Below are 24,801 nucleotides of genomic sequence, written 5' to 3' on the forward strand. Positions count from 1 at the left end.
CCAGCATGATTGATATCGGCGCTAACTTAACTGACAAACGTTTTCATGCGGACTTGCCCGAGGTGATAGATCGTGCCAAAGCCGCTGGCTTGGGGCATATAATTGTAACGGGGACATCTATAAATAGTGCCAGATCTGCACAGTTGCTTTGCGATAAGTATCCTGAATACTTGAGCTGTACCGTCGGCGTACATCCTCATGATGCGAGTCACTTTGAGGAAAGGGACTATTCGGTGCTTAAGGAACTCGCTCAACACTCTGCCGTCGTAGCCATTGGTGAAACGGGGCTCGATTATAACCGCAACTTCTCACCTGCTAAGGCACAACACTTTGCATTTGAGCAGCAGATTCAACTTGCTGTTGAGACTCAGCTCCCTCTATTTCTCCATGAGCGGGAAGCAGAAAAAGATCTGATAGAAACTATCAATCCTTACCTATCCCAACTAAAGGGCGCGGTTGTGCACTGTTTTACCGGTGACAAAACGACACTGTACCGTTACTTAGATATGGGACTATATATTGGTATTACAGGATGGGTGTGTGATGAGAGGCGCGGGCTTCCACTACTGGAGCTTGTCGCACAAATACCCGATGACCGCATCTTATTAGAGACAGATGCCCCTTACTTGTTACCAAGAAACCTTTCCCCTAAACCCAAAAAAGGGAGGAACGAGCCTAGCTTTCTGCCACATGTAGCCGCAACGATTGCAAACGTTAAAGGCATCTCCACCCAATCGTTAATAGATAAAGCCACTCAGAATACGCGGTTACTCTTTAGCCTATAGCGCTTTATTCACAAACCGCACTAACTGTTCCTGATCAAAGGGCCAATACAGTGCTTCTTGAGATATTTCATCCAAAAGTACTGGAATAGTTTCTCCGTATTTCTCAAGCAAGTGATCATCATATGCGATATCAATCACATCAACCTGATGCTTTTCGCTATCCAAACACCCTATTAAGAGCTGCTCTGCCACATCACATAAATGACAACCATCCGTGCTGTACATCAAAAAACTACGCAAAAAATATATCCTTCCTAAAATTAAGGGATTTTGACTATTGATCACCATGCAGAATCTTACTTCTCTGCTAGAATGACAGGCAAGTAATTTGCGCTCAAACCATCGAGATACCACGCTAAGCGAGTGAACAATGAAACCTAAAATCACCCCCATTGATCATGAAGTCTCTCTTACCGATGACGAATTTATCGTTAGTAAAACTGATACTAAAGGACTCATTACCTACGTAAATCGTACCTTTATGTCCATTTCTGGCTATTCTGAACCCGAGCTTTTGGGTATCCAGCACAATATTATTCGTCACCCCGATATGCCACGGGGTGGGTTTAAAATGATGTGGGATACCCTAAAAACGGGGGAAGAGTTTTTTGTCTACGTTAAGAACTTATGCAAAGACGGCAGCTACTATTGGGTCTTCGCCAATGTCACACCCGATTATGACACCCAAGGACAGCTTCGCGGCTACTATTCAGTACGTCGAAAACCATCCCGGCTAGCCATTGATACCATCACACCCATTTACCAAGCAATGTTAGAAATAGAGAAGAAAAGCGGCACAAAAGACGCAATGACCCACTCCCTTGCTTACCTAAATGACACACTCAAGGCGATGAAAATCGATTACTCCTCTCTCGTCCTCAGCTTAGATAAAGAGGAAAACACATGAATATTAAGCAACCCCAAAGATCCGGGATTAGCGCTGGCGCTCTCTTTTTAGATCAACGTATCCGCTTATATTGCTTTATCTTTGTCGCCATTTCTATGGTCAGTTCATTGTTGGTGATGTTCCTCTACGATATGAACTTTCTGTGGTTGCTCCAGCCTATTCTCAGCACCTACATAGCATTTCGCCTGTTACAAAGAACTGATAATGCGATTGACGCTCTGAAGACCATCTATGAAACACTGCACAATGCCAATCAAGGGCGCTTTCATGTGCGAATTACCAAAACAGCCAGACTTGGCGAAGTAGGCAAAGTTGCTTGGGAAGTAAACGATTTTCTAGATAAGGTCGAGTCTTACTTCAAAGAGGTTGACTCCTGTTTCAAACATGTAGCCAAAGGCAATTATGATCGCCCCGCGCTTCACCGCGGATTGCCTGGCTTACTCAAACAGTCTCTTGAAAATATCAACTTAGCACTGACAGAGATGCAAAAAGGCTCACAGCTACTTGTGGCAAACGAGCTCCACTCCGAACTGCACTCACTGAATACAAGCCATCTAATTAATAACTTACGACAAACCCAAGATGACTTGATACGTATCGGAGAAGAAATGGCTCGGGTCGAAACCATTGCCAACGATAACGGTAATGCAGCTCACAGCAGTCAATCCTCTGTCAGGGAAATGGTTAAAGCACTCGACAATATTTCTACGACCATTAACTCAGTCGCTACCGTCGTCAATCAATTAGGAAAAGACAGCGACCGGGTGAAAGAGTCACTTTCCATCATTACTGACATTGCTGACCAAACCAACCTGTTAGCTTTAAATGCCGCCATCGAGGCCGCTAGGGCCGGTGAACAAGGCCGTGGCTTTGCCGTAGTAGCAGACGAAGTCAAAGCACTGTCCAGACGTACCAAAGAAGCGGCAGTTGATGTCTCTGCAACCATTAATACTTTTAGCGATCGTGTAGAAGAGATGGTTTCTCAGGCCTCTGAGTCTAATGCCATTGCGTCCGAGGTAAATGAGATGGTGAATGGGTTTAAGGACCAATTCGACACTTTCTCAAACGGATCAAAAGATACTATGATAGCGGTAGCCTGTGCGAAAGACCGTGCTTTTGGCTGTTTAGCTAAAGCAGATCATATTATTTTCAAACAAAATGGTTACTTAGCTCTAGATCATTCAACCAACCGTGATAAAGAGATTGAGGCCACCTCAGTGACTCATCACCAATGCCGCTTAGGCCGCTGGTACTATGAAGGTGTAGGTTTTGAAACGTTCTCAAGTACTCAAGCGTATCAACGCCTAGAAATGCCACACGCCAATGTTCATGCTGCCGTGCAAAAAGCCATTTCGTTAAGAGATGCAGATTGGGTTGGTGATAAGTCTATTAAACAAGAAATTGTTCAGGCGATGTCGTTAGCAGAAGAGGAAAGTTACAAAATTTTGAAATATATCGATGCTATGATTGATGAGCAACACACTAACACTCGCGCCTAAAGTTTAAGAAATTACGGTTTCTCAGTACTTGCAAGCGCCGTAGTGGCAAGGATATGCTCAAACGACAGTTTCACAACTGGTTACTGAAAACCTGTTATCAATAGCTCTGCAAACACGCCGCTAAGAAATGATGATCATGTCGGGCGAAGGCAGACTTTACGAAAAAGGCAGTTTCATGGAAAACAACAGCAACAACTTGACTAACCCGCAAGAGTTTATTAACTACGTAAACCAAGAAACGCAAAAGCTTCTTGAAAATTTTTCCTCTGCGGGTGGTGATGACATCTTCAGCCAATTCACTCAATCATGGACCGATTTGGCAACGCGTTCGATGGAAGACCCAACGGTTTGGATCAAAGCGATTTCTGATTACCAAATGGCGCAAATGAATCTCTGGAAAAGTCTACTGACGGGACAGTCTGAAGCCGCGCCTGTAGCAAACCCTGCTCCTGGCGATCGTCGTTTTAGCGCCGAAGAGTGGTCAACAAACCCTGTTTTTAGCTATATCAAACAGTCTTACCTCTTGGGGTCAAACCTACTACAAAACATGGCAGCGAACGCTAAGCTTTCTGAAACGGAACAGAAAAAGCTGGAGTTTTATACGCAACAATATATTGATGCAATGTCCCCTACCAATTTTGCTATTACAAATCCGGAAGTACTACAGCAAGCATTAGAGAGTAAAGGGCAGAGCTTGGTCGATGGCCTCAAAAACCTACTCGGAGACCTAGAAAAAGGTCGCATTACCATGACGGATGAAAGCGCTTTCGTTCTTGGTGAGAATATAGCGACAACGGAAGGCGCTGTTGTCTTCCAAAACCGTATGTTCCAGTTGATTCAGTACAAGCCGACAACCGAAGAAGTATTTGAAAAACCAACACTGATCGTACCGCCATGTATCAACAAATTTTATATCTTGGACCTCCAAGAACATAACTCCTATGTTAAGTACTGCGTTGATCAGGGCCAAACTGTATTCCTAGTCTCTTGGATTAACCCAACAACTGATCAGAGCGATATCAGCTGGGACGATTATGTAGGTGAAGGTGTTCTCAAAGCGATTGACGTTGTGAAAGAGATTTCAGGATCGGCGAAGGTGAATACAGTTGCTTGGTGCATCGGTGGAACCCTGATGGCTTCCGCACTGGCGGTCATGGCCCATCGTAAAGATACCAGCGTATCATCAGCAACCTTCCTGACAACCTTGACAGACTTCCAAGACCCAGGTGATTTGTGTGTCTTTATCGATGAGCAGCAGGTTAAGCGCTTAGAAGATAAAGTTAACAACCAAGGCTATCTATCCGGAAAAGAACTGGCTACTTCGTTCAATATGCTACGTTCGAATGACTTGATTTGGTCTTATGTCGTTAACAACTACTTAAAGGGCCAGACACCACCTCCATTTGACATCCTTTATTGGAATGGAGACTCAACCAACCTACCTGCTGAAATGTATACCTATTACATTAATAAGATGTACTTGGAAAATAAACTTTCAGAAAAAGATGGGCTGACAATCTGTGGATCACCGGTGGACTTAGGCCGCATCAAAACGCCATGCTATTTCTTATCTACAATTGAAGATCACATTGCACCTTGGAAAGGCACATTCAAGGCTACCGAAACATTCGGAAGCAATATTGAGTTTGTACTCGGAGCCAGTGGTCACGTAGCAGGGGTTATCAACCCAGCCTCGAAAAACAGAAGAAACTACTGGGTTAAAGGCGAGCAAGGCAAAGGGCCTGACCACTGGCTGGAAACTGCCGAGCGTGTCGAAGGCTCCTGGTGGCCGAACTGGGCTGATTGGCATAAGCGTCGCGGCGGTAAGAAAGTACCGGCTCCAACCGCTTATGGTAACGAGGAGCACTCCGTTATCGAAGCAGCTCCTGGTAGCTACGTGGCAGTACGTATCGCTTAGATCAGTCGCGCTTAAACAAAGCCTCGCACCCGCGAGGCTTTTTTGTTTTGCAGGTTGCAATCCAACCTATGGCACTCTACCATCAAGCCAACTTTTGGCACCACTGTCCATCTACCTTTACCTGAGATTCCCACTGTGCAGCGCCACTCATTTCGTCATGAAATTAAGCAGCTATTGACATTAGGCTCCCCCATCATTGTGACTCAACTTGCACAAGCAGCTATGGGTTTCGTTGATACACTGGTTGCCGGTCAATACAGCACATTAGATTTGGCAGCAGTGGCATTAGGCTCAAGCATCTGGCTACCCCTGTTCTTAACCTGTACAGGACTGCTGATGGCGACTACACCTTTAGTTGCGCACGCAACAGGCGCAGGTCAGTTACAAAGTATCGTTACTTTTTTTAGACAAGGTTTGTGGATATCCCTACTTTGTGGGATAGGCTGCGTTGCTTTTCTATTTTCGGCAGACTGGATACTCAATGTTATGAGTGTCGAACAGGACTTAGCAGCTAAAACAATGGAATACCTAAAAGCAATAGCTTGGGGGTTTCCGGCTTTGCTGTTGTATCAATTGCTAAGAAGCTATTTCGAAGGTCTCGGTAAAACACGCCCTGCCATGCATATTGCGCTTTTTGCTCTCCTAGCCAATATCCCTTTGAACTATATCTTTGTATTCGGAAAACTAGGCTTTCCCGAGATGGGAGCAGCCGGATGCGGTTGGGCCAGCGCGGCAGTCATGTGGATGATGCTTGCGCTAGGTTGGGCGGTTATGCACTACAAAACTCAGCTTCATTTGCCACGTTTTACACTCCCTTGGATAGACCTTAGAGCCTTTGGACAGTTTTTACGGCTGGGTATACCGATGGGTATTTCTATTCTCATTGAAAGCAGCATGTTCTCTGTCATTGCGCTCTTATTAGCACCATCCGGTGTGCTCATTGTCGCCAGCCACCAAATCACAATGACATTTACGGGCCTGATCTTTATGATCCCGCTCAGTTTGGCCATTGCCTGTACCATTAGAGTGGGACAAATGAATGGGGCTGGCAATCCATCAGCCGCTTGGTTCACAGCAAAGGCAGCCATGGTATTAACCTCCTGTATTGCGCTTATCACCAGTATAAGTATTTGGCTACTTGCACGACCCATTGCAGAGTTATTTACATCCGAAGCTGCGGTGATTTCGATGGCGTCCAGTCTATTGTTAATCGCCGCTTTATTTGAGATATCAGATGCACTGCAGGTCACAGCGGCAGGGGCTCTCAGAGGTTATAAAGATACATCCTACCCGTTGCTCATCGTATTTATCGCCTATTGGGTGATTGGACTACCCCTGGGATATATACTTGGACTAACAGATCTACTCATCCCCGCAATCGGTGCAGCAGGCTTTTGGTATGGCCTAGTTATAGGGCTGTCTGTCGCTGCACTTCTACTAATCATTAGGTTAAAACGGGTGGCTCATCGTGCAATTCATTCCGATACTACTCATTACACTCATTCTTAGTGGCTGCAATACTCAGTCCGATCTTGACCGACTGTTCAATGATTACACGCAGGGAGTTGCCAACATTTTGGACGAAGAGTGGAAAAGCGCTATACCGGACTCTCCCCCACCATTGCCGCCCCAACGTTTACGCACATTAGTAACCACTGAGATACGTGAAGGGCTGATTGAAGTACTCGACCTTAGCGTATGCAACCTATTACCCCTGATTGCACAGAAAAACAGCTCCCTAGGGAAAGTGGCTCCTCCCTCCCAAGTACTTTCTTATGAACTACGTTTTTATCGCACGATTACCGATTGTCTTCCTCTTGTTCTAAATGATAAAAATATCGACTTAGCTATTAAGGAGAAAATCCAGGCGATTCATCGGACTAAAACCGATAACCTGCCAGCCGTTCTTTGGAACGCGTTTTACACCGGTGAGGAAATTGAACAAAGTCTGGCATTAAATCAGCCCCCTATCCCCTTAGATCAGCCTGAACAGAGTTACCACCCCGCGTTATCTGCCCTTGAGCTGTTCAATAACCTAACCAACATCGCCACTCTTAATCCCGAAACACTGAAGCCAATCGACACGCAAACCCTAGAAAAGAGTTACGAGTCGCTCTATACAGCTCCACTAGGCGTACCGTTACTCAAGTCTTTACTTCTATTAGAAGCTAGCTTAAACAATGTAGCCCACACCATTGAAAGCAGGCTTGAGCGTCGACCTCTTTGTTTTAAAGACATGCGAAACCCTAAAGCCGACATCCTGAAAAGTATTTTCACCCAGCAATATGCGTTAAAAGTCCAGCCCTACCTTTCTAAGGTTGACCGCCTCGCTTCACGCTGGTATCGGCTTCATCAATCAACAACAAGCCATCTGCCCGTTCCTTCTGAAATTTCTGATTACGTCGCTCAAGTTTTTCAACGCAACGCCGAGATAAGTCTTTGGAATAGATACATCAGGGCACGAGATCGGCATACCAAAGCATGGCAACGCATTCTTAATCAGTGCAATTTAATGCCCGGGAACCACGACTAATCCTGCCACTTGTAGAATCGCCGTTTATCTACCATGCTTGTAGACAAGCCAGATGCATAACAGGATATTTGTGCAAAAAAACTACAACTCTCCCATTAAAATATCTGCGACCTTAGCACCGCGTTATCAGTTGTTACTGCAGATATGTCTGCTGGTAGCCGCCTTGCTGATGGCAGCTACCGGCTTAAGCGAGATTGGTATTCGCTTGAGCCAGGCTTACATACAACAGTTAGAAACTAAGTATGGCAAACAAGCAGGCTTGAGATTACGTGCTTGGCAGAATTTGATAAACGATCTACAAGGAAAGAGTGAGCAGCAAAAGCTTAAAGAGGTAAATGACTTCTTTAATCAAGTGCGCTTTCTGGATGATATTGTTCACTGGAAGCAAAAAGATTATTGGGCAACCCCCGTGGAATTCTTAATCAGTAACGGGGGGGACTGTGAAGACTTTTCAATTGCGAAATATTACACCCTCAAGGAAACAGGAGTTGATATGAGCAAACTCAGTATAGCTTATGTTAAAGCACTAAAGCTCAATCAAGCTCACATGGTACTCACTTATTACGAGTCACCCAATGCGATTCCTGTCGTATTAGACAATCTAATTCCTGAAATTAAACCCGCAAACCAACGAACAGATTTGCTTCACGTATATAGTTTCAATGGTGATAATCTATGGTTATCAAAAAAAGGGCGGCGTTCAACACTTGTCGGGACATCTGACCGCCTTGGGCCATGGGTTCAATTAAAGTCACGACTAGAAAATAAGCATGTTAATGTTAACTAATAATGGGGCTAAGGAGCTGCTATGTCTTTACTTAATCAACTGATCGCCGCCGTGTTTGCTGTGCTGATTGGATTGGTTTCCGGCACCCTATACATCATGTCGGATAACGCCAAGGATATGTTGCTGAACCAACTCGAGTCCCACGGTCAGGACACCGCGACCCATTTAGGGCTTTACCTTGCACCTTATATTGCCGATTCTGATACCGCCACTATCGAGACGACAGTTAATGCCATTTTTGATAACGGCTTTTACCAAAAAATTGATATTACAGATGCCGACGGTCAATCACTTTTTGTAACGACGACATCACCAAGAATTTCGGACAACGTACCTGATTGGTTTGTATCGATGATGAGTATTGATCCCCCCGTCATGGAGCGAGAAGTCAGTCATCAATGGCGTAAAGTAGGGAAAGTAGAGGTACAAAGTAGAGCCGGTTATGCCTACGAACAGCTTTGGAAAGGCGCAGAACAAACCTTGCTATGGTTTGTCTCTCTCTCGTTAGTTGCTGTTTTTTCATTAAGTTATCTGATCAGATTGATTCTTCGGCCGCTAAAAGGTGTAGAAAAGCAAGCGAGCGCCCTGTCCGAACGCCAATACATCGAACAAACAGAGCTGCCAAAAACACAAGAACTGCGTAGTGTAGTTGATGCGATGAACCGTATGGTAAAGCGTGTGCAGCGTATGTTTGAAGAACAAACTCGACATATTGAAGAACTGCGCCGAACCGCCTATCAAGACAACCTGACGGGCTTAGCAAACTCTAAAGCAACAGAAGCTCAGTTAAGTGATTGGCTTGATTATAGAAAAGAATTTGGCTCTGGAACCTGCATCTATCTCCACATCCCAAACCTGCAACACATCAATGAGCAACTCGGTGAAGACAGGGCAAATAACTTCTTAAAACAAGTAGGGCGCATAATGGCAGAGCTATCTATGCAATATCAACCCAATATTGTAGGGCGATTATCAGGTGCAGATTTCATGGCACTGATCCCTTCAGGTAACGAAGAAGACACTAAACGGCAAATCTCCACACTTTATGATGCCATTAAGACCCAATCAGATTTTTATGCGGAGCTGAGCAAAGAAGGCCCCGTCGTCAATATCGCCGTTACCCAGAGCCACGAGGATATGAGTGCATCGCAATTACTATCGGAAGCAAAAGTTGCCATTCGCAACGCTATCCAACAAAACTGCGATATCTACTACCCACAAGCTTTTAGCGGCTCACGCTTAACTTCCAGTACTTGGCAGGAGCATGTTGCCAGCGCGATTAACAATCAACAAGTATTTTTGCAATACCAACCGGTTATCAGCGCTCAAGACAGCACGATTATCCAAAGAGAGCTGCTCGCCCGAATTCTCAATCAAGATAACGCCCCCTGCTCTGCACTTGAATTTATACCCGTTGTTAAAGAGCTGGGCTTAATTGAAGCACTGGACAAAGCCGTTCTCGAACAAGCAATGGCCTACCTTGCCTCCACAAATGAAGGGGCGGCACTCACAATCAACTTGAGCCAACAAGCAATCCACTCGGATAATTTTACTAAGTGGATCAAAAAAGCTGTCAAACAAAATGCTTTAAGAGGGCGGCTCAATATAGAGATCAACGAAACAGCCGTACTAACGGATGTCGATTTAGTGGCACAGTTTAGGAGCACCCTCAAACAAGCAGGTATCGGGTTCGGTGTGGACAACTTTGGCATACACCCTAGCGGCTTTAGTTACCTCTATGCGATCCAACCCGATTATATAAAAATCGACGGCTCTCTCTGTAAACATGTAGAAGATAACCCTGAGGACCGCTTTTTTGTCAGCAGCCTGATTACAGCAGCACACAGTTTGGGCATTAAGGCCTACGCTGAGCGCGTCGAGCGGGACACTCAGGTCGCAAGCCTAGCCTATATGAACATTGATGGCACACAGGGCTTCCTACATGGCATCCCAGAAGCGCTGAAATAGCTGACTTATATAACCGACTCCAGCCAGCGCTTCAAGCTGGCTGCGTCCATTGCGCCAGACTGGCGGGCGACCTCTCTTCCATTATCTAAAACCAGTAATGTCGGAATGCTTCGAATACCATACTGACCAGCCAAAGCTTGTTCGGTTTCAGTGTTAATTTTCACAAAACGCATCTCTGGCTCCATTGTATGTGCCACCTGCTCAAAAATGGGAGACATCATTTTACAAGGCCCACACCAAGATGCCCAAAAATCGACCACAATAGGTATATCGGTATTGCGAACTAGTTTCTGAAAAGCAGACGTATTGAGATCCAATGCACGACCTTGAAAAAGTCGTTCGCGGCATCGACCACACACGGGATCGTCAGACAGACGCGTATCCGGCACACGGTTAGGCGTTTGGCAAGCGGGACAAGCAATCAATGAAGAATGTGACATAAAAACACCCTATATTAAAGATTACTGATTTATAGGGTGTTTTATCAAAATTTCAAGGGAATAAAAGCTTAACGGCGATTTAGTGAAACTAACTGTTCCAGTTTATTACTCAAGCGCTCGGACTTTTCTTGTTCCCTTTTTTGCTTTTCTGCTTCACGTTGCAGATCTCGGCGACGCTGATGAAACTCTTTGAGTTTCCCTTTGGCGTGCTCCGCTTCTTCTGCCGTTACCTGACCCGATGCCTCGCCAGCCAAGTCGATACGGTCAGCACCTTCTTGCAGAGAACGAAAATATTGCGGTGCTCTAACGTATGAAGCCAACGCTCTTTTAATTTTATTTTTAGCAACTTTATCATCTGCAATCAGGTCGTCCTGAATACCGATTTTGAGAGGCCTGACATTTTCCCGGCTAAAAACCTGAGGATAAGTATCCATTAAAAGCTGAAGTGCAGCTTGGTTAGCTGCGCGGTTTTTTGCCTTGCTTTTACTATTCGGTGTAACTACGTCGTTCACAACATCACTCTCAATAACTTTGGTATTCGAACGCGCCTGCTTCTTGTTTTCAAGAGAAGTCAGTATTCGTTCGCACTCATCAAGCGTTTGCAGTGTCAGTTCCACTGCGGTTTCAACACTCTTCATCTAACTACCTTTGCGAATATAGTAGCTAAATATTTCGTTTTCATTGATTTGCTCAACCAGATCATGGCCTAAGAATGCACAAAACTTAGGAATATCTCGCTGAGTCGACGGATCGGTTGCTAACACGAGTAATAATTCACCGGTTGCAATCTCTCTCACTTTATTGTGCAGCATCATCACGGGTTCTGGGCAATACAAACCTGTAGCGTCCAAAAGATGATCTTCTTTAATAGCCGTCATCTCTTATCTCTGAATTAAAACGAGCCTATTGTCTCAAATAATACACAACAGCGAAAGCCACACCGTCTAAAGTCTGAGTTTGTGATTTTTCCATCACGGTTTATTCTTTAATAAAACAAAAAAACAGGAGAAAAGCATGATCAAAGTAATCATCGAACGACACATAGCCGAAGACTTGACCGAACTTTATGAAAAAGCAGCGAGGGTGACTCTTCAAAAAGCAATGCAAGCGCATGGCTTTATATCAGGGGAGGCGTTGAAAAATGCTTATGACCCGAACCACCGCATCGTGATCGCTACTTATAGAACTGTGCAAGACTGGCACCGCTGGCTTTCCTCTGAAGAAAGGAAAGAAGTTATGGAGCAGATCATCCCCATGCTCGATAGAGATGAAAAGTTCACAGTGTTAGAGCATTAGTCATAAAAGAACAACTAATTCACAATTTTATCCAGCATATCAGCTACTGCTAGATGGATATACTCACGCTGTGTAAAGCCAGATCGCTTTAGCGGCTTTAAATCGTGATCTGCTGACTCAAACCAGGCTACTTGCACGTTCTCAGGAAGCAGGTAGCTCCTCACCTCCGGCTGGGACCCGAGCTTGTCCCGCGTGCCCTGATATATATAAAGCGGCTTTGTCAGCTCCATCAAATGGCTCACTCTCAGCGATGTAGGCTTTCCTATTGGATGGAAGGGATATCCAAAAGCGAAACCCGCAACAACGTCCAGTTCGTTCAGCAACATTGACGCGACTCTCCCCCCCATCGACTTTCCCGCAAGGTAAATAGGCTTATCCTTAGGTATATCGGCTACAATCTCTTTGTAAGACGCTAGCAACTTCTCCATCGGATCGGGAGGTCGCCTCTTCCCTGTGTCTCTACGCGCTTGCATGTATGGAAACTCAAAACGGGTGACTTCAACACCACCCTGACTCAAATTGATAGCCACTTCTTGCATAAACTCACTATCCATAGGGGCTCCAGCCCCATGAGCTAGTACTATGCTGGCAATGCTTCTTTCACCATTCGTTAATTTCATAAAACCTCTCTGTTAAGTTATGTTAAGCAGTGCATGAAAATGCGCTTGATGTAGATCAAGCAAATGAGAGTTTTTCCGCCAGAATTACACACCTAAAGTCGTAGTCAATAAAGCGCTGTCGCACATAAAAACAGACCAAAAAGTTTGCACCACTTTTTTCAAATAAAAATAAATACAACTATATCAAATAGTTATGAAACATAGGCCGAATTAGTTAGTACTTATATAGAATATATTTATGATGCTGCATGTGCGACAATACGCCACAGTCAACGCTTTAACCTCGTTGAAAACACTGGGATATTCCAAGATAATCTCCGGTGGAACTCTACTTTAAAACAAGCTTTTTGATGAGAGCCTGACATGAGCACTGCAACTGAACATCCAACTTATAACTACAGAGTTGTACGCCAGTTCGCCATTATGACGGTGATCTGGGGTATTGTTGGCATGACCGTGGGCGTTTTAATCGCCGCCCAGTTGGTTTGGCCTGCACTAAACTTTGATACTCCATGGTTAACTTACGGTCGTATTCGTCCGTTACACACCAATGCGGTCATTTTCGCATTCGGTGGTTCTGCCCTGTTTGCTACATCTTATTATGTAGTTCAACGTACCTGTCAAACGCGTCTTTTCTCTGATGCACTAGCCGCTTTCACCTTCTGGGGATGGCAAGTGGTTATCCTAGCTGCAGCCATTACGCTACCGCTGGGAATGACTTCTGCAAAAGAGTATGCAGAGCTGGAATGGCCAATTGACATCCTGATTACCGTTGTGTGGGTAGCTTACGCAATTGTATTCTTGGGTACAGTGAAGAACCGTAAAACATCTCACATTTATGTGGGTAACTGGTTCTACATGGCTTTCATCATTACCGTAGCGGTTTTACATATCGTAAACAGCATGGCTATGCCTGTAGGTCTATTCAAGTCCTACTCTGTATACCCTGGCGCCATTGATGCCATGGTTCAGTGGTGGTATGGACACAACGCGGTAGGCTTCTTCTTGACTGCTGGCTTCTTGGGTATGATGTACTACTTTGTTCCTAAGCAAGCTGAACGCCCAATCTACTCTTACCGCCTTTCAATCGTCCACTTCTGGGCTTTGATTGCGACTTATATGTGGGCGGGTGGACACCACCTTCACTACTCCGCACTGCCTGACTGGACTCAGTCTGTAGCAATGGTTATGTCTTTGATCCTTCTAGCGCCTTCTTGGGGTGGTATGATCAACGGTATGATGACGCTGTCTGGCGCATGGCACAAACTGCGCACAGATCCAGTTCTTCGCTTCTTGGTTGTTTCTCTGTCCTTCTACGGTATGTCTACGTTCGAAGGCCCTATGATGTCTATTAAAACAGTAAACGCACTGTCTCATAACACTGACTGGACTGTTGGCCACGTACATGCTGGCGCTTTGGGCTGGGTTGCTATGATTTCTGTTGGTGCGACTTACCACATGCTACCGAAACTGTTTGGTAAAGCTCAAATGTGGAGCGTTGGCCTGATCAACACTCACTTCTGGCTGGCAACTGTTGGTACAGTACTTTACATCTGCGCGATGTGGGTTAACGGTATCCTTCAGGGTCTGATGTGGCGTGCAGTTAACGAAGACGGTACTTTGACTTACAGCTTCGTAGAAGCTCTGGAAGCATCGCATCCAGGCTACTTCGTTCGTTGGTTGGGCGGCATGTTCTGGGTAGCTGGTATGCTTCTGATGGCTTACAACACTTGGCAGACTGTTCGCAAGGACAGCAAAGCCCCAGTAGCTGACGCTACTGCGCAGGTTGCATAAGGCGAGGAGCAAAATAATGATCAAGCATGAAACGATTGAAAAGAACATAGGCTTAATGATCTTGCTAATCATCGTCGTTATCAGTGGCGGTGGTTTGGCTGAGATTGTGCCTCTTTTCTTCCAGGCACAAACAACTAAGCCTATTGAAGGCTTGCGTACTTACAATGCGGTTGAGTTGGAAGGCCGTGACATCTACATCCGTGAAGGCTGCCATGTGTGTCACACCCAGATGATTCGCCCATTCCGTGCAGAAACTGAACGTTATGGTCACTTCTCTACAGCTAACGAGCACGTTTGGGAGCACCCTTTCTTATGGGGATCTAAGCGTACAGGTCCAGACCTTGCTCGTGTAGGTGGACGTTACTCTGACGATTGGCAGCGCGCTCACTTGTACAACCCACGTGATGTTGTACCTGAGTCTAAAATGCCAGCTTATCCTTGGCTGTTCGAGAATAAACTGACTGGTAAAGACACAGCCGCGAAAATGGAAACGATGCGCAAACTTGGTGTTCCATATACTGACGAGCAGATCGCCAGTGCACAGGAACAGGTTGCTGGAAAGTATGAAATTGATGCTTTGGTAACCTACTTGCAAGCGCTGGGTAAAACCCATTCTGTTTACAATAACAAGCGGTAATAACAGTGAGTTACGATGTTTACGGTCCATACATTCCGGTAGTTATGCTCATCACGTTTATCGGTCTGTTTATCTGGGTATTACTCCCAGGGAACAAAAAACGATTTGATGAAGCATCCCAACTTCCTTTCGCTGACGAAGAAGAAGGCGAAAAACAGAATGGTGCGGCTCAGAACAGGAGAGTGGAATAATGAGTGCTTTTTGGAGCGCATGGGTAACAGTTATTACCCTAGCAGTCATCTTAGGCTGCACATGGTTACTCTTACAGACGCGTAAGAGCGAAAACTTCAAAGAAGAAACCGATCAGACGCTTGGGCATGAGTTTGACGGTATTGCAGAATATGATAACCCTCTGCCAAAATGGTGGTTCCAGATGTTTATGGCAACCGTTATCTTTGGTCTGATTTATCTGGTTCTTTACCCGGGTCTGGGTAACTTTAAAGGTCTATTGGGCTGGACTTCTACAGGTCAATGGGAAGAAGAGATGGCCCACGCGGAAGAGGTATACAAGCCAGTATTTGGTAAGTATGCAGCACTATCCGTTGAAGAGCTTCAAAAACCAGAAAATGCTGCTGGCTTGAAAATGGGCCAACGCATGTTCGCCAACAACTGCTCACTGTGTCACGGCACAGCAGGTACTGGCGCATTTGGTTTCCCAAATCTGGCTGACAGTGATTGGCTATATGGCGGAGCTCCAGAGACCATCAAGCAAACTATTGTCAATGGTCGTCAAGGCGCAATGCCTGCTTGGGGCGCAGTACTGGGCGAAGAAGGTGTTCGTGACGTCACTAGTTATGTACTGACACTCAGCGGCCTTGAATCAGACGCTGAAGCGGCTGCACGAGGCAAGACTCAGTTCCAGGCACTGTGCACAGCGTGCCACGGTGTTGACGGTAAAGGTATGCAAGCACTCGGTGCTCCTAACCTGACTGACGACGTGTGGTTATACGGCAACTCTTTTGAGAAAGTAGCCCATACTATCCGTGCTGGCCGTAATGGCGTCATGCCGGCTCACAAAGACTTGCTAAGTGATGACAAGATCCAGTTAATCACAGCTTACGTGTACAGCTTGTCTAACAAGTAATTGACAGCTATCAATATAAAAGGCGATATGAGATTTTCATATCGCCTTTTTTTTGGGAATTCCCTTATAATATTAAGCTTATCTAATAGATGTTTAGTCTTAACGATTAATCAAAAACCATTCAGCTTGCGAGCACAGGCATGAACCAGATACCCGTAAAAGACGTTACCCCAAAAGGAAAAGGCGAAGCTGTTAACCTTTATGCTGAGCGTGAACACATCTACGTAAAGTTTTATAAGGGCTTCTTTAAAAACTTCCGTATTATCTCCGGTGCGATCATGTTAATCATGTTCTACACCTTTTCATGGCTTCAATGGGATGGCAGACAAGCTGTCTTATTTGACCTGCCTAATCGCCAATTCCATGTTTTTGGCATGACATTTTGGCCTCAAGATTTCATGCTACTCTCGTGGCTATTAATTATTCTCGCTTTTACCCTCTTCTTTGTTACGGTGTTTGCGGGACGACTATGGTGCGGTTACGCCTGCCCTCAGTTCGTGTGGACCTGGTTGTTCATTTGGGCAGAACGCTTTGCAGAAGGCGATCGCAACCAGCGCATGCGACTGGACAAATCAGCATGGAGTATGACGAAACTCCGCAAAAAGGCAGTTAAGCATGCTCTGTGGTTATTCATTGCAATCACATCAGCTATTGCTTTTGTAGGCTACTTTTCGCCGATCAGAGAACTCGTTGCAGACGTTGCAGCCTTCTCCCTAGGCCCCTGGGAGATGTGGTGGATCGGTTTCATCGCGGTAGCGACCTATGCTAACGCAGGCTGGCTGCGCGAGCAGGTATGTATTTACATGTGCCCATATGCGCGCTTCCAAAGCGTAATGTTCGACCAAGATACGCTTATCATCTCCTATGATGAAGCCCGTGGTGAAAATCGCGGCAAACGTAAAAAAGGCGCCGATTACAAAGCTGAAGGGCTAGGCGACTGTATCGACTGCGACAACTGCGTACATGTCTGCCCTGTAGGCATTGATATTAGAGATGGCCTTCAGTATGAATGCGTCGCATGTGGCGCGTGTGTTGATGCGTGCGATGACATAATGGAGCGTATGGGTTATGAAAAAGGCCTTGTGCGCTACACAACCGAACATCAATTAGAAGGGCATACAACCAAGCTGCTACGCCCTCGCTTAATTGGTTATTTCATCGTGTTAACGGCGATGTTTGTTGCCTTTAGTTATACTTTATACAATCGTGTCCCTCTTGAAGTCGACATTCTTCGTGACCGTGGTCAACTCTATAACGAAGCGTCTAACGGTATGATAGAAAACGTTTACAAACTGAAGATCGCTAATAAAGAGCAACAAGATCACCAATATCGTATCAGTATCAGCGGGCTAGACGGTTTGAAACTGATTGACGATCCTGTTGTCACAGTCAAGGCAGGTGAGCTACTGGATTATCCAATTAGATTACAACTGTCTCGGGATCGCTTAGAGCGACCCAATTATGATATCCAGTTAACCGTTGAAGCGCTGGATAACAGTAGTATTTCTATTACCGAAGCAAACCGCTTTATTGGTCCTGCGCCACGTCGATAGTGACCCGCGCAGTAATTAAGGTAGAATAGCTGCTCTCTGTAAAGATGGCGGCTATTTTTTATGACAGCGAACGACATGACTGACGATATACAAGCAGCAAAACCTTGGTACAAACAGCCATGGTTGTGGTTTATTCTTACCCCTTTAATTGCCGTATTTATTTATGGCTTTACGTTCCTTTACCTATCCATTGTCACAATGGATGGCGTAGTGAAGGATGACTACTACCGCAATGTCAGAAGCTACGAAGTTAATTCTGAAAAAAATCTGGCCGCTATCGAAAAGAACATTTCAGCGACACTCAATCTGGATGATGTGACTGGCGATTTAATGCTCAAGCTCTCTGGAAACCTAACTGAACTACCGCCATACCTAACCTTAGGTATTGTGCACCCAACGCACCAGAAATACGACCAAAGTATCACATTAAAATCTGTTGGCTCCCAAGGCCTTTTCTCTGGATCTCTATCTAGCCCGATTTCAGGTAAGCGATATTTATACCTTACGCCGCCTACAGAAACATGGAGTCTAAGAATCGAAGTTCATCCGCCCTATGAACAAAGACTTATTGAACTGACACCATCTAAATAAGGTTACTTCCATGAATAGTAGGTTGGATCATCCACAGGATCATGTGTCCTGTTTTCACTGTGGACAGGACGTACCAGAAGGTACGCACTTTTCTGTGGTGGTCAAAGGACAAAACCAACCTATGTGCTGCCCGGGTTGTCAGGCAGTAACAGAGACTATTATTCAAAGCGGCCTAGAGCATTACTATAAGCATCGCCAGGGAGAGGCAGGCCTAATCCCTGAAATGACAGGAGCTGAACTGCCTTCAGCTGTTAAAGATGAACTACAGCTCTATAATAATCCCAACATTCAAAAAGAGTTTGTCATCTCACTGGAAGAAGATGTCAAAGAAGCCTCTCTGGTCATTGAAGGTATCACGTGTGCAGCCTGTGTCTGGCTGCTTGAGCATCACCTCGTAAAACAACCTGGGGTTACTCAAGCTAGTGTCAATTTGACAAATCACCGAGCTAGAATTCGCTGGCGAGCTAATGAAATCGCTTTGAGCGATATCATGAGTGCTATCTATAAAATCGGCTATCAAGGTCACCCGTACAACCCAGATAAAGAGGAGCAGCTCTTCGAGCAGGAGCGAAAACAAGCCGTCAGACGTCTAGGGATTGCCGGAGTCGGCATGATGCAAGTCATGATGATGGCGGTAGCGCTCTATGCAGGAACATTACAAGGGATTGAAGACAAGTTTGAAACTTTTATTCGCTGGACCAGCTTAATTATTGCTACTCCAGTGGTGCTCTACTCCGCTAAACCCTTCTTCGTGGCGGCCCTTAGAGACATTCGCACCCGCCATTTGAGTATGGACGTTCCCGTATCGATCGCAATAGGTTTAGCCTACCTAGCAAGTGTATGGGCAACCATTACGCAAAGTGGCGAAGTGTATTTTGACTCGGTCACTATGTTCACCTTCTTCTTGTTGATCGGGCGTTATCTAGAAATGCAAGCCCGGCACCGCACAGGGCGCGCCGGTAACTCACTTCTCAATTTACTACCTGCCAGTGCGATAAAAATCGTAGAAGGTCATGAAGCGCTGGTGCCAGCTACTGAGTTAAAACCCGGCGATATCGTTTTAGTAAAACCGGGGCATACCATTCCTGCTGATGGTGTTATTAAGACAGGAGCATCTTCCATCGATGAGTCTGCGCTGACCGGTGAATACTTACCTGTCAGCCGAACAATAGGCGACCAAGTCGTTGGCGGCACTATTAATGCTGAAAACCCAATCCAACTCGAAGTCACGGAAGTCGGCGCGCAAACCCGTTTATCAGCAATCGTAAGGCTGCTCGATCGCGCACACGAGGAAAAACCTCAAGTCGCTAAAGTAGCCGATAAAGTCGCAAGCTACTTTGTTGCTGCCGTCCTTGTTACGGCAACAATCGTCAGTCTGGTTTGGTGGCAAATCGAACCATCACACGCATTTTGGGTAACACTTTCTGTGCTCGTTGTAACCTGCCCTTGCGCTTTATCCTTAGCAACCCCCACCGCTCTGACGGCAGCGACCGGGACTTTGCGCCAAAATGGCTTGCTAATAACCCGTGGACATGTACTGGACAGTTTAGCTACAGCAACGCATGTTGTATTTGATAAAACCGGCACTCTCACCGAGGGTAACCTATCGCTAAAAAGCACCGTAACACTAGGTAACATAGATACACAATTTGCTTTAGAAACAGCGGCGGCCTTAGAGAGCCATTCAGAGCACCCTATTGCCAAAGCCTTTCATCGCTACGGCATAAAGGCCGCAGATTCGCTCCAAGCCGAACTAGGGCAAGGATTAGAAGGTGAAGTGGAAGGAAAGCGCTACCGCATAGGCAAACCCGAATATGCAGCGGCACTATGTCACCGCCAAATGACTATTTCCGATGCACCCGATCAACATGGGCAATGGCTTCTTCTTTGCGATCAACATGAACCTATTGCTTGGTTTTGCCTTAACGACCAGCTGCGTAAAGATACCGAAAGAACACTACAAGAACTTAAAAAACTCGGCCTAAAGATTCAAATGCTAACCGGTGACAGCTCTGCAGCCGTCCATGAGATCGCCGAGCAATTGAGTATTGACACTGTTATTGCCAATGTATCGCCTAAAGAGAAACTTGCCCACGTACAAGCACTGCAAAAGGAAGGGGCTCGTGTAATCATGGTAGGGGATGGCATTAACGATATTCCTGTATTGGCGGGCGCACAAACCTCCATTGCTATGGGCGGTGCAACCGATCTTGCAAAAACGAATGCGGATGCGGTCTTAATTGGAAGCGAGTTAAGCCGCCTAACGGACGCTATCTTACTCTCGAAAAAAACCCAATATATCATTCGCCAAAATCTTGGCTGGTCAATTATGTACAACCTGCTGGCATTACCACTGGCATCAGCAGGCTTTATTGCACCCTACATGGCAGCGATTGGAATGTCTGCCAGCTCACTTGTGGTTGTCGGTAATGCATTACGTCTGACTAAACTTGTGCGACGAAATCGCGTAAAATAACCCCAATATCTTTGGACAGAACGCTAATGGAAATCATATTCCTATTAATACCCATCGCGATCATATTAACAGCCTTTGCTGCTTGGGCTTTTTTCTGGAACGTCAATAACGGCCAATACGATGACTTAGAATCGCCTGCTCATAGCATTTTATATGACGATGATGATGAGTTAATTCCTGACGACGCGAAGCAGAAACAACCAACACGTGACTGATTCTGTCTCCCTCACCACAGCGCTCTTTTTAGGGCTTCTAGGCAGTGCCCATTGTATCGGTATGTGTGGTGGCATTGCTGCTACCATGGCGATGAGTGATCACCCTAACCGCTGGTTACATCTTCTCAGTTATAACAGCGGTCGCCTGATCAGTTATGCTATCGCAGGTACATTACTCGGCAGTGCTGGTGTGTTAATTAAAGATGGAACTTTTGCACTTATCTTACGTTCCATCGCAGGGCTTTTGCTTATCTCAATGGGGCTTTATGTAGCTCAGTGGTGGAAAGGCTTAACCTATATCGAGCGCGCGGGTAGTCGTATCTGGGCGTTGATACGTCCAGCAGCCAGCCGGTTACTACCGGTAAGGCATAATGGACAAGCCCTGCTATTAGGCTTTTTCTGGGGCTGGCTGCCCTGTGGCCTCGTATATAGCACACTCATTTGGTCAGCCACCAGCCAAGACCCTATACAAAGTGGCCTTCTGATGCTGGCCTTTGGTGTGGGCACCCTACCCGCGATGCTCACGACCGGCCTACTTGCCCGTCAGGTACAAAGCCTTCTGAGTAATCGTAATGTTCAGCACATCTCTGGGTTACTTATCATTCTGTTTGGTTTATATACGCTACCGTTAACAGCGCTTGTTAAGTTTTGACCCGCATCAAACCAATTAATATGCTGAGTGTTATACTGCTCCGCTTTAAAATTGTGAGGAAATTATCGTGAGCTTAGACACCAGTATTTCTTGGGATCTAGATCTAATTAATCGCTATGACCTGTCCGGCCCACGATATACCTCCTATCCGACAGCCATTCAATTTGATACATCGCTATCGGAGCAAGACCTTGTTCAGACGGGGCAATTAACCTCAGATAAAACCGCCCCCCTCTCTTTGTATGTGCATATCCCTTTCTGTGCCCACGTTTGTTACTACTGTGCCTGCAATAAGGTCATCACACGCAATCGTAAAAAGGCACAACCGTATTTAGATACACTGTATAAAGAGATTGAAGAAGTAGCTCGCTGGTACAGTGATGACAGAGTTGTCAATCAACTTCATTGGGGCGGCGGCACCCCGACCTTCATCAGCGATGAGCAGATGGTCGAGTTAATGGATAAACTAAAAGCGTCATTTAACTTACTAAATGATGATAGCGGCGATTACTCTATTGAGATTGACCCACGCGAAGCCTCTATTAAAACCTTAGAAACGTTGCGCAGCATCGGCTTCAACCGGATCAGCTTAGGCGTACAAGATGTGAACCCCGTTGTTCAAGAAGCCGTTAACCGAGTCCAGTCAACGGAGCAAACCGCTGAGATTCTAAGCACAGCCCGGCAATTAGGCTTTAAATCGATCAATATGGATTTGATCTATGGCCTACCCCACCAAACCTTAGAAAGCTTTAATGAGACGTTGAATACCGTCATTGAACTCAGCCCAGACCGGCTTTCAGTCTTTAATTATGCGCATATGCCGGATCGCTTCCGCTCACAAAAACACATTAATGCAGACGATCTACCTAGCCCAGAAACCAAGTTAGCGATATTAGAATCCACGATTAATACATTGCTATCCGCAGGCTACGTCTACATAGGCATGGATCACTTTGCAAAGCCCGATGATGAACTCGCCTTGGCGCAACAAAACGGCCAACTGCATCGTAACTTTCAGGGATATACAACCCACTCTGATTGCGATCTGGTTGCTATGGGTGTCTCTGCAATCAGTCAAATCGGCGATGTCTATTATCAAAACGAGCACGACATTAGTGCTTATACGGAGTCCGTTGAATCTCGCTCCAGTGCTATTCGTCGAGGCGTCAAACTCAATCTAGATGATCGCATCCGCCGTGCAGTTATCACACAACTCATTTGCCATTTTGAACTTGACCCTCAAACCATCAGCCAACAATTCAATATCAATTTCAATGACTATTTTGCTGAAGAATTAACCGAATTAAACAACTTTTCTACAGATGGTTTGATTACTCTGGAGCAAGGTAAAATTTTTGTGACCCCAGCTGGTCGACTTTTGATTCGTCGCATCTGTATGACCTTCGATAAATACATACCTAAACAGCAAGAAACACAGGCTTTTTCACGTATCATCTAATCGGTGCTTCACGGTTCCCGTGAAATGTTACATAATTTGGGGCTGAGTAGCCGCTCGTTATGTAAAACAACCACAGGAAACGGCCATGAGTGATGTAAAGAAGGAAGGGAAACTACATAGCCTTCAACAAGCCCACTGTAACACGTGCAGTTTAAGTTCACTCTGTCTGCCCGTATCGCTAAATCTAACCGAGATGGAAAGGCTGGACGATATCATTGACAAAAGTCGTCCTTTAAAAAAAGGCGAACACCTTTTCCATCAAGGGGATGAATTTGAGTCTGTATACGCGATTCGCGCGGGCAGTGTTAAAAGCTACACCATAACTAATGAAGGTGAAGAGCAGATCACGGGGTTCTATTTCCCGGGGGAATTAGTAGGTTTGAGCGGTTTTGATAGCAACAACTACCCCGTCTCAACCAAAATTTTAGAAACGACAACTGTATGTGAAATTCCATTTGAGCACCTCGACAGTTTGTGTGGACAGTTACCAGAGCTACGCAGACAAGTGATGCGCACGATGAGTAAAGAGATTCGTGACGATCAGCAAATGATGATGTTGCTATCAAAGAAAAATGCCGAAGAGCGCGTTGCGACCTTTTTGGTCAAGTTATCCCAACGTTTTCAGGCTCGTGGCTATTCTGCCCATAAGTTTCGCTTATCCATGTCACGCAATGAAATAGGTAACTATTTGGGATTAGCGGTTGAAACCGTTAGCCGTATTTTCACTCGATTCCAGAAGAATGAGCTGATTCAAGTAGATGGAAAAGAGGTAGATCTAATTAATCTGGAGCATCTATACACCCTAGCGGGTGAATGCATGGGTAAAGAAGATACCGAAGATGATGTCCAACAGTTAACGCTATAATAAAAAAACGCCGTTCAAGATTGAACGGCGTCACAAATAGTTGCACAAAGAAGTAGCCATCTCTATGTGTAACCCAACGAAGTCATTAGAAGGCAAAACGCCTTAGATAACATTGAGCCATATCAAACGTTTACGTTCCGGCCTGATTGAGGAGCTATTGAGCACATGTCTTACGACGAATACTACGTCAAATCTGTCATCCGTACCCTACCTGACTGGCCTGAACCTGGTGTTATGTTTCGTGATATCACACCTCTATTTAAAGATCCCAAAGCATTGCGGATGATTTCAGATGCCTTCATTCAACGCTATATGGATTCTGAAATGACTCATATTGCTTGTATTGACGCGCGTGGATTCTTAATTGCATCCATCATGGCCTATCAACTACAAAAGCCACTCGTGCTTGTTCGTAAAAAAGGCAAGCTGCCAGGAAAAACTGTGCACCAAGAATATCAATTAGAATACGGAACATCTGCTGTGGAAATGCAAGTGGACTCCGTCTCTGCTGGCGACAAAGTCCTAGTATTTGATGACTTGATTGCTACCGGCGGCACCATTCTAGCTGCTTGCACACTCATCAAAACCTTGGGCGCTAACGTCATCGAGTGTGCCGCGCTTATCGACCTTCCTGATCTTCAAGGGTCAACACGTATACAGGATACTGGCATACCCGTGTATACCTTACTTGCTTACGAAGGCCTGTAGCCAAACCAGATAGC

26 protein-coding genes are annotated in these 24,801 nt (G+C 45.6%); 21 read left to right on the forward strand and 5 right to left on the reverse strand.

Going from position 1 to position 24,801, the window contains the following annotated elements; all coding sequences use genetic code 11:
* The first annotated feature begins 5 nt into the window (after window positions 1-5).
* Window positions 6-785, forward strand: coding sequence for a TatD family hydrolase (locus F0U83_RS10685; RefSeq protein WP_138987549.1), 780 nt, complete (start codon window positions 6-8; stop codon window positions 783-785).
* On the opposite strand, the gene F0U83_RS10690 is transcribed toward F0U83_RS10685, so the two are convergent.
* Window positions 780-1,025, reverse strand: a complete 246-nt coding sequence (locus F0U83_RS10690) for a glutaredoxin family protein (protein ID WP_138987548.1) — start codon at window positions 1,023-1,025, stop codon at window positions 780-782. The two genes, F0U83_RS10685 and F0U83_RS10690, sit on opposite strands and share 6 nt — an antisense overlap.
* Before the next feature lie 130 nt (window positions 1,026-1,155).
* On the opposite strand from F0U83_RS10690, the gene F0U83_RS10695 reads away from it, so the two are divergent.
* The 7 genes from F0U83_RS10695 (at window position 1,156) to F0U83_RS10725 (ending at window position 10,397) form a co-directional block, all read left to right on the forward strand.
* Window positions 1,156-1,692 carry a PAS domain-containing protein gene (locus tag F0U83_RS10695; RefSeq protein ID WP_138987547.1) on the forward strand — a complete coding sequence of 179 codons (537 nt, stop codon included), beginning with the start codon at window positions 1,156-1,158 and terminating at the stop codon, window positions 1,690-1,692.
* On the forward strand, window positions 1,689-3,191 hold the full coding sequence (locus F0U83_RS17335; protein ID WP_170221806.1) for a methyl-accepting chemotaxis protein: 1,503 nt from the start codon (window positions 1,689-1,691) through the stop codon (window positions 3,189-3,191). The genes F0U83_RS10695 and F0U83_RS17335 overlap by 4 nt, the downstream gene beginning before the upstream one ends.
* Before the next feature lie 136 nt (window positions 3,192-3,327).
* The gene (locus tag F0U83_RS10705; RefSeq protein WP_246077740.1) at window positions 3,328-5,109 is read left to right on the forward strand and encodes a PHA/PHB synthase family protein; all 1,782 of its coding nucleotides are present in this window, start codon (window positions 3,328-3,330) and stop codon (window positions 5,107-5,109) included.
* Between the two features lie 42 nt (window positions 5,110-5,151).
* Window positions 5,152-6,618, forward strand: coding sequence for an MATE family efflux transporter (locus F0U83_RS10710; protein ID WP_246077738.1), 1,467 nt, complete (start codon window positions 5,152-5,154; stop codon window positions 6,616-6,618).
* Window positions 6,578-7,642: a DUF3080 family protein gene (locus F0U83_RS10715; RefSeq protein WP_170221804.1), complete on the forward strand. Its 1,065-nt coding sequence runs from the start codon at window positions 6,578-6,580 to the stop codon at window positions 7,640-7,642. The genes F0U83_RS10710 and F0U83_RS10715 overlap by 41 nt, the downstream gene beginning before the upstream one ends.
* 70 nt (window positions 7,643-7,712) lie before the next feature.
* Complete coding sequence (locus tag F0U83_RS10720) at window positions 7,713-8,429, forward strand: transglutaminase-like cysteine peptidase (RefSeq protein WP_246077736.1); 717 nt, start codon at window positions 7,713-7,715, stop codon at window positions 8,427-8,429.
* A 21-nt stretch (window positions 8,430-8,450) separates the two neighbouring features.
* Complete coding sequence (locus tag F0U83_RS10725) at window positions 8,451-10,397, forward strand: bifunctional diguanylate cyclase/phosphodiesterase (RefSeq protein ID WP_138987544.1); 1,947 nt, start codon at window positions 8,451-8,453, stop codon at window positions 10,395-10,397.
* Window positions 10,398-10,402: 5 nt separating this feature from the next.
* Here the strand turns inward: F0U83_RS10725 and trxC are convergent, their stop codons facing one another.
* The 3 genes from trxC to tusA form a co-directional block, all read right to left on the reverse strand.
* Window positions 10,403-10,837 (reverse strand): thioredoxin TrxC, encoded by a 435-nt coding sequence (gene trxC, locus F0U83_RS10730; protein ID WP_138987543.1) that lies wholly within the window; start codon window positions 10,835-10,837, stop codon window positions 10,403-10,405.
* A gap of 68 nt (window positions 10,838-10,905) precedes the next feature.
* A complete protein-coding gene (locus F0U83_RS10735; protein WP_138987542.1) occupies window positions 10,906-11,475 on the reverse strand; it encodes a ProQ/FINO family protein in 570 nt (189 codons plus the stop codon).
* On the reverse strand, window positions 11,476-11,715 hold the full coding sequence (tusA, locus tag F0U83_RS10740; RefSeq protein WP_138987541.1) for a sulfurtransferase TusA: 240 nt from the start codon (window positions 11,713-11,715) through the stop codon (window positions 11,476-11,478). It lies immediately after the preceding gene.
* Window positions 11,716-11,851: 136 nt separating this feature from the next.
* Here tusA and F0U83_RS10745 point away from each other — a divergent pair, with 136 nt between their 5' ends.
* The gene (locus tag F0U83_RS10745) at window positions 11,852-12,133 is read left to right on the forward strand and encodes an antibiotic biosynthesis monooxygenase family protein (RefSeq protein WP_138987540.1); all 282 of its coding nucleotides are present in this window, start codon (window positions 11,852-11,854) and stop codon (window positions 12,131-12,133) included.
* 14 nt (window positions 12,134-12,147) lie between these two features.
* Here the strand turns inward: F0U83_RS10745 and F0U83_RS10750 are convergent, their stop codons facing one another.
* Window positions 12,148-12,753 carry an alpha/beta family hydrolase gene (locus tag F0U83_RS10750; protein WP_138987539.1) on the reverse strand — a complete coding sequence of 202 codons (606 nt, stop codon included), beginning with the start codon at window positions 12,751-12,753 and terminating at the stop codon, window positions 12,148-12,150.
* A gap of 363 nt (window positions 12,754-13,116) precedes the next feature.
* On the opposite strand from F0U83_RS10750, the gene ccoN reads away from it, so the two are divergent.
* From ccoN to F0U83_RS10810, 12 genes are all read left to right on the forward strand, one after another.
* The gene (ccoN, locus tag F0U83_RS10755) at window positions 13,117-14,547 is read left to right on the forward strand and encodes a cytochrome-c oxidase, cbb3-type subunit I (RefSeq protein WP_138987538.1); all 1,431 of its coding nucleotides are present in this window, start codon (window positions 13,117-13,119) and stop codon (window positions 14,545-14,547) included.
* Between the two features lie 16 nt (window positions 14,548-14,563).
* Window positions 14,564-15,184 carry a cytochrome-c oxidase, cbb3-type subunit II gene (gene ccoO, locus F0U83_RS10760; protein WP_138987537.1) on the forward strand — a complete coding sequence of 207 codons (621 nt, stop codon included), beginning with the start codon at window positions 14,564-14,566 and terminating at the stop codon, window positions 15,182-15,184.
* Window positions 15,185-15,189: 5 nt separating this feature from the next.
* Window positions 15,190-15,375, forward strand: a complete 186-nt coding sequence (locus F0U83_RS10765; protein WP_211343659.1) for a cbb3-type cytochrome oxidase subunit 3 — start codon at window positions 15,190-15,192, stop codon at window positions 15,373-15,375.
* Window positions 15,375-16,268 carry a cytochrome-c oxidase, cbb3-type subunit III gene (ccoP, locus tag F0U83_RS10770; RefSeq protein WP_138987536.1) on the forward strand — a complete coding sequence of 298 codons (894 nt, stop codon included), beginning with the start codon at window positions 15,375-15,377 and terminating at the stop codon, window positions 16,266-16,268. The genes F0U83_RS10765 and ccoP overlap by 1 nt, the downstream gene beginning before the upstream one ends.
* Before the next feature lie 140 nt (window positions 16,269-16,408).
* A complete protein-coding gene (gene ccoG / locus F0U83_RS10775) occupies window positions 16,409-17,821 on the forward strand; it encodes a cytochrome c oxidase accessory protein CcoG (RefSeq protein ID WP_138987535.1) in 1,413 nt (470 codons plus the stop codon).
* A 60-nt stretch (window positions 17,822-17,881) separates the two neighbouring features.
* Entirely contained in the window at window positions 17,882-18,412 is a 531-nt protein-coding gene (locus F0U83_RS10780) for a FixH family protein (protein WP_246077733.1), read from the forward strand.
* 10 nt (window positions 18,413-18,422) lie between these two features.
* Window positions 18,423-20,888: a heavy metal translocating P-type ATPase gene (locus F0U83_RS10785; RefSeq protein WP_138987534.1), complete on the forward strand. Its 2,466-nt coding sequence runs from the start codon at window positions 18,423-18,425 to the stop codon at window positions 20,886-20,888.
* A gap of 26 nt (window positions 20,889-20,914) precedes the next feature.
* Window positions 20,915-21,103 (forward strand): cbb3-type cytochrome oxidase assembly protein CcoS, encoded by a 189-nt coding sequence (gene ccoS, locus F0U83_RS10790; RefSeq protein WP_138987533.1) that lies wholly within the window; start codon window positions 20,915-20,917, stop codon window positions 21,101-21,103.
* The gene (locus F0U83_RS10795; RefSeq protein ID WP_138987532.1) at window positions 21,096-21,755 is read left to right on the forward strand and encodes a sulfite exporter TauE/SafE family protein; all 660 of its coding nucleotides are present in this window, start codon (window positions 21,096-21,098) and stop codon (window positions 21,753-21,755) included. The genes ccoS and F0U83_RS10795 overlap by 8 nt, the downstream gene beginning before the upstream one ends.
* A gap of 67 nt (window positions 21,756-21,822) precedes the next feature.
* A complete protein-coding gene (hemN, locus tag F0U83_RS10800; RefSeq protein ID WP_138987531.1) occupies window positions 21,823-23,214 on the forward strand; it encodes an oxygen-independent coproporphyrinogen III oxidase in 1,392 nt (463 codons plus the stop codon).
* 85 nt (window positions 23,215-23,299) lie between these two features.
* Window positions 23,300-24,079 carry a fumarate/nitrate reduction transcriptional regulator Fnr gene (gene fnr, locus F0U83_RS10805; RefSeq protein ID WP_138987530.1) on the forward strand — a complete coding sequence of 260 codons (780 nt, stop codon included), beginning with the start codon at window positions 23,300-23,302 and terminating at the stop codon, window positions 24,077-24,079.
* Window positions 24,080-24,244: 165 nt separating this feature from the next.
* Window positions 24,245-24,787: an adenine phosphoribosyltransferase gene (locus F0U83_RS10810; RefSeq protein ID WP_138987529.1), complete on the forward strand. Its 543-nt coding sequence runs from the start codon at window positions 24,245-24,247 to the stop codon at window positions 24,785-24,787.
* Window positions 24,788-24,801: the final 14 nt, after the last annotated feature.

The organism is Neptunomonas concharum (assembly GCF_008630635.1).
In the GTDB taxonomy this organism is placed as follows: Bacteria; Pseudomonadota; Gammaproteobacteria; order Pseudomonadales; family Balneatricaceae; genus Neptunomonas; species Neptunomonas concharum.

What these genes read in the sequence shown, in the direction of transcription:
- F0U83_RS10685 (WP_138987549.1), top strand. Translation starts at nt 6, where the DNA reads ATGATTGATATCGGCGCTAACTTAACTGACAAACGTTTTCATGCGGAC.
- F0U83_RS10695 (WP_138987547.1), top strand. Translation starts at nt 1,156, where the DNA reads ATGAAACCTAAAATCACCCCCATTGATCATGAAGTCTCTCTTACCGAT.
- F0U83_RS17335 (WP_170221806.1), top strand. Translation starts at nt 1,689, where the DNA reads ATGAATATTAAGCAACCCCAAAGATCCGGGATTAGCGCTGGCGCTCTC.
- F0U83_RS10705 (WP_246077740.1), top strand. Translation starts at nt 3,328, where the DNA reads ATGTCGGGCGAAGGCAGACTTTACGAAAAAGGCAGTTTCATGGAAAAC.
- F0U83_RS10725 (WP_138987544.1), top strand. Translation starts at nt 8,451, where the DNA reads ATGTCTTTACTTAATCAACTGATCGCCGCCGTGTTTGCTGTGCTGATT.
- trxC (WP_138987543.1), bottom strand. Translation starts at nt 10,837, where the DNA reads ATGTCACATTCTTCATTGATTGCTTGTCCCGCTTGCCAAACGCCTAAC.
- F0U83_RS10735 (WP_138987542.1), bottom strand. Translation starts at nt 11,475, where the DNA reads ATGAAGAGTGTTGAAACCGCAGTGGAACTGACACTGCAAACGCTTGAT.
- tusA (WP_138987541.1), bottom strand. Translation starts at nt 11,715, where the DNA reads ATGACGGCTATTAAAGAAGATCATCTTTTGGACGCTACAGGTTTGTAT.
- F0U83_RS10745 (WP_138987540.1), top strand. Translation starts at nt 11,852, where the DNA reads ATGATCAAAGTAATCATCGAACGACACATAGCCGAAGACTTGACCGAA.
- F0U83_RS10750 (WP_138987539.1), bottom strand. Translation starts at nt 12,753, where the DNA reads ATGAAATTAACGAATGGTGAAAGAAGCATTGCCAGCATAGTACTAGCT.
- ccoN (WP_138987538.1), top strand. Translation starts at nt 13,117, where the DNA reads ATGAGCACTGCAACTGAACATCCAACTTATAACTACAGAGTTGTACGC.
- ccoO (WP_138987537.1), top strand. Translation starts at nt 14,564, where the DNA reads ATGATCAAGCATGAAACGATTGAAAAGAACATAGGCTTAATGATCTTG.
- ccoP (WP_138987536.1), top strand. Translation starts at nt 15,375, where the DNA reads ATGAGTGCTTTTTGGAGCGCATGGGTAACAGTTATTACCCTAGCAGTC.
- ccoG (WP_138987535.1), top strand. Translation starts at nt 16,409, where the DNA reads ATGAACCAGATACCCGTAAAAGACGTTACCCCAAAAGGAAAAGGCGAA.
- F0U83_RS10780 (WP_246077733.1), top strand. Translation starts at nt 17,882, where the DNA reads ATGACAGCGAACGACATGACTGACGATATACAAGCAGCAAAACCTTGG.
- F0U83_RS10785 (WP_138987534.1), top strand. Translation starts at nt 18,423, where the DNA reads ATGAATAGTAGGTTGGATCATCCACAGGATCATGTGTCCTGTTTTCAC.
- ccoS (WP_138987533.1), top strand. Translation starts at nt 20,915, where the DNA reads ATGGAAATCATATTCCTATTAATACCCATCGCGATCATATTAACAGCC.
- fnr (WP_138987530.1), top strand. Translation starts at nt 23,300, where the DNA reads ATGAGTGATGTAAAGAAGGAAGGGAAACTACATAGCCTTCAACAAGCC.
- F0U83_RS10810 (WP_138987529.1), top strand. Translation starts at nt 24,245, where the DNA reads ATGTCTTACGACGAATACTACGTCAAATCTGTCATCCGTACCCTACCT.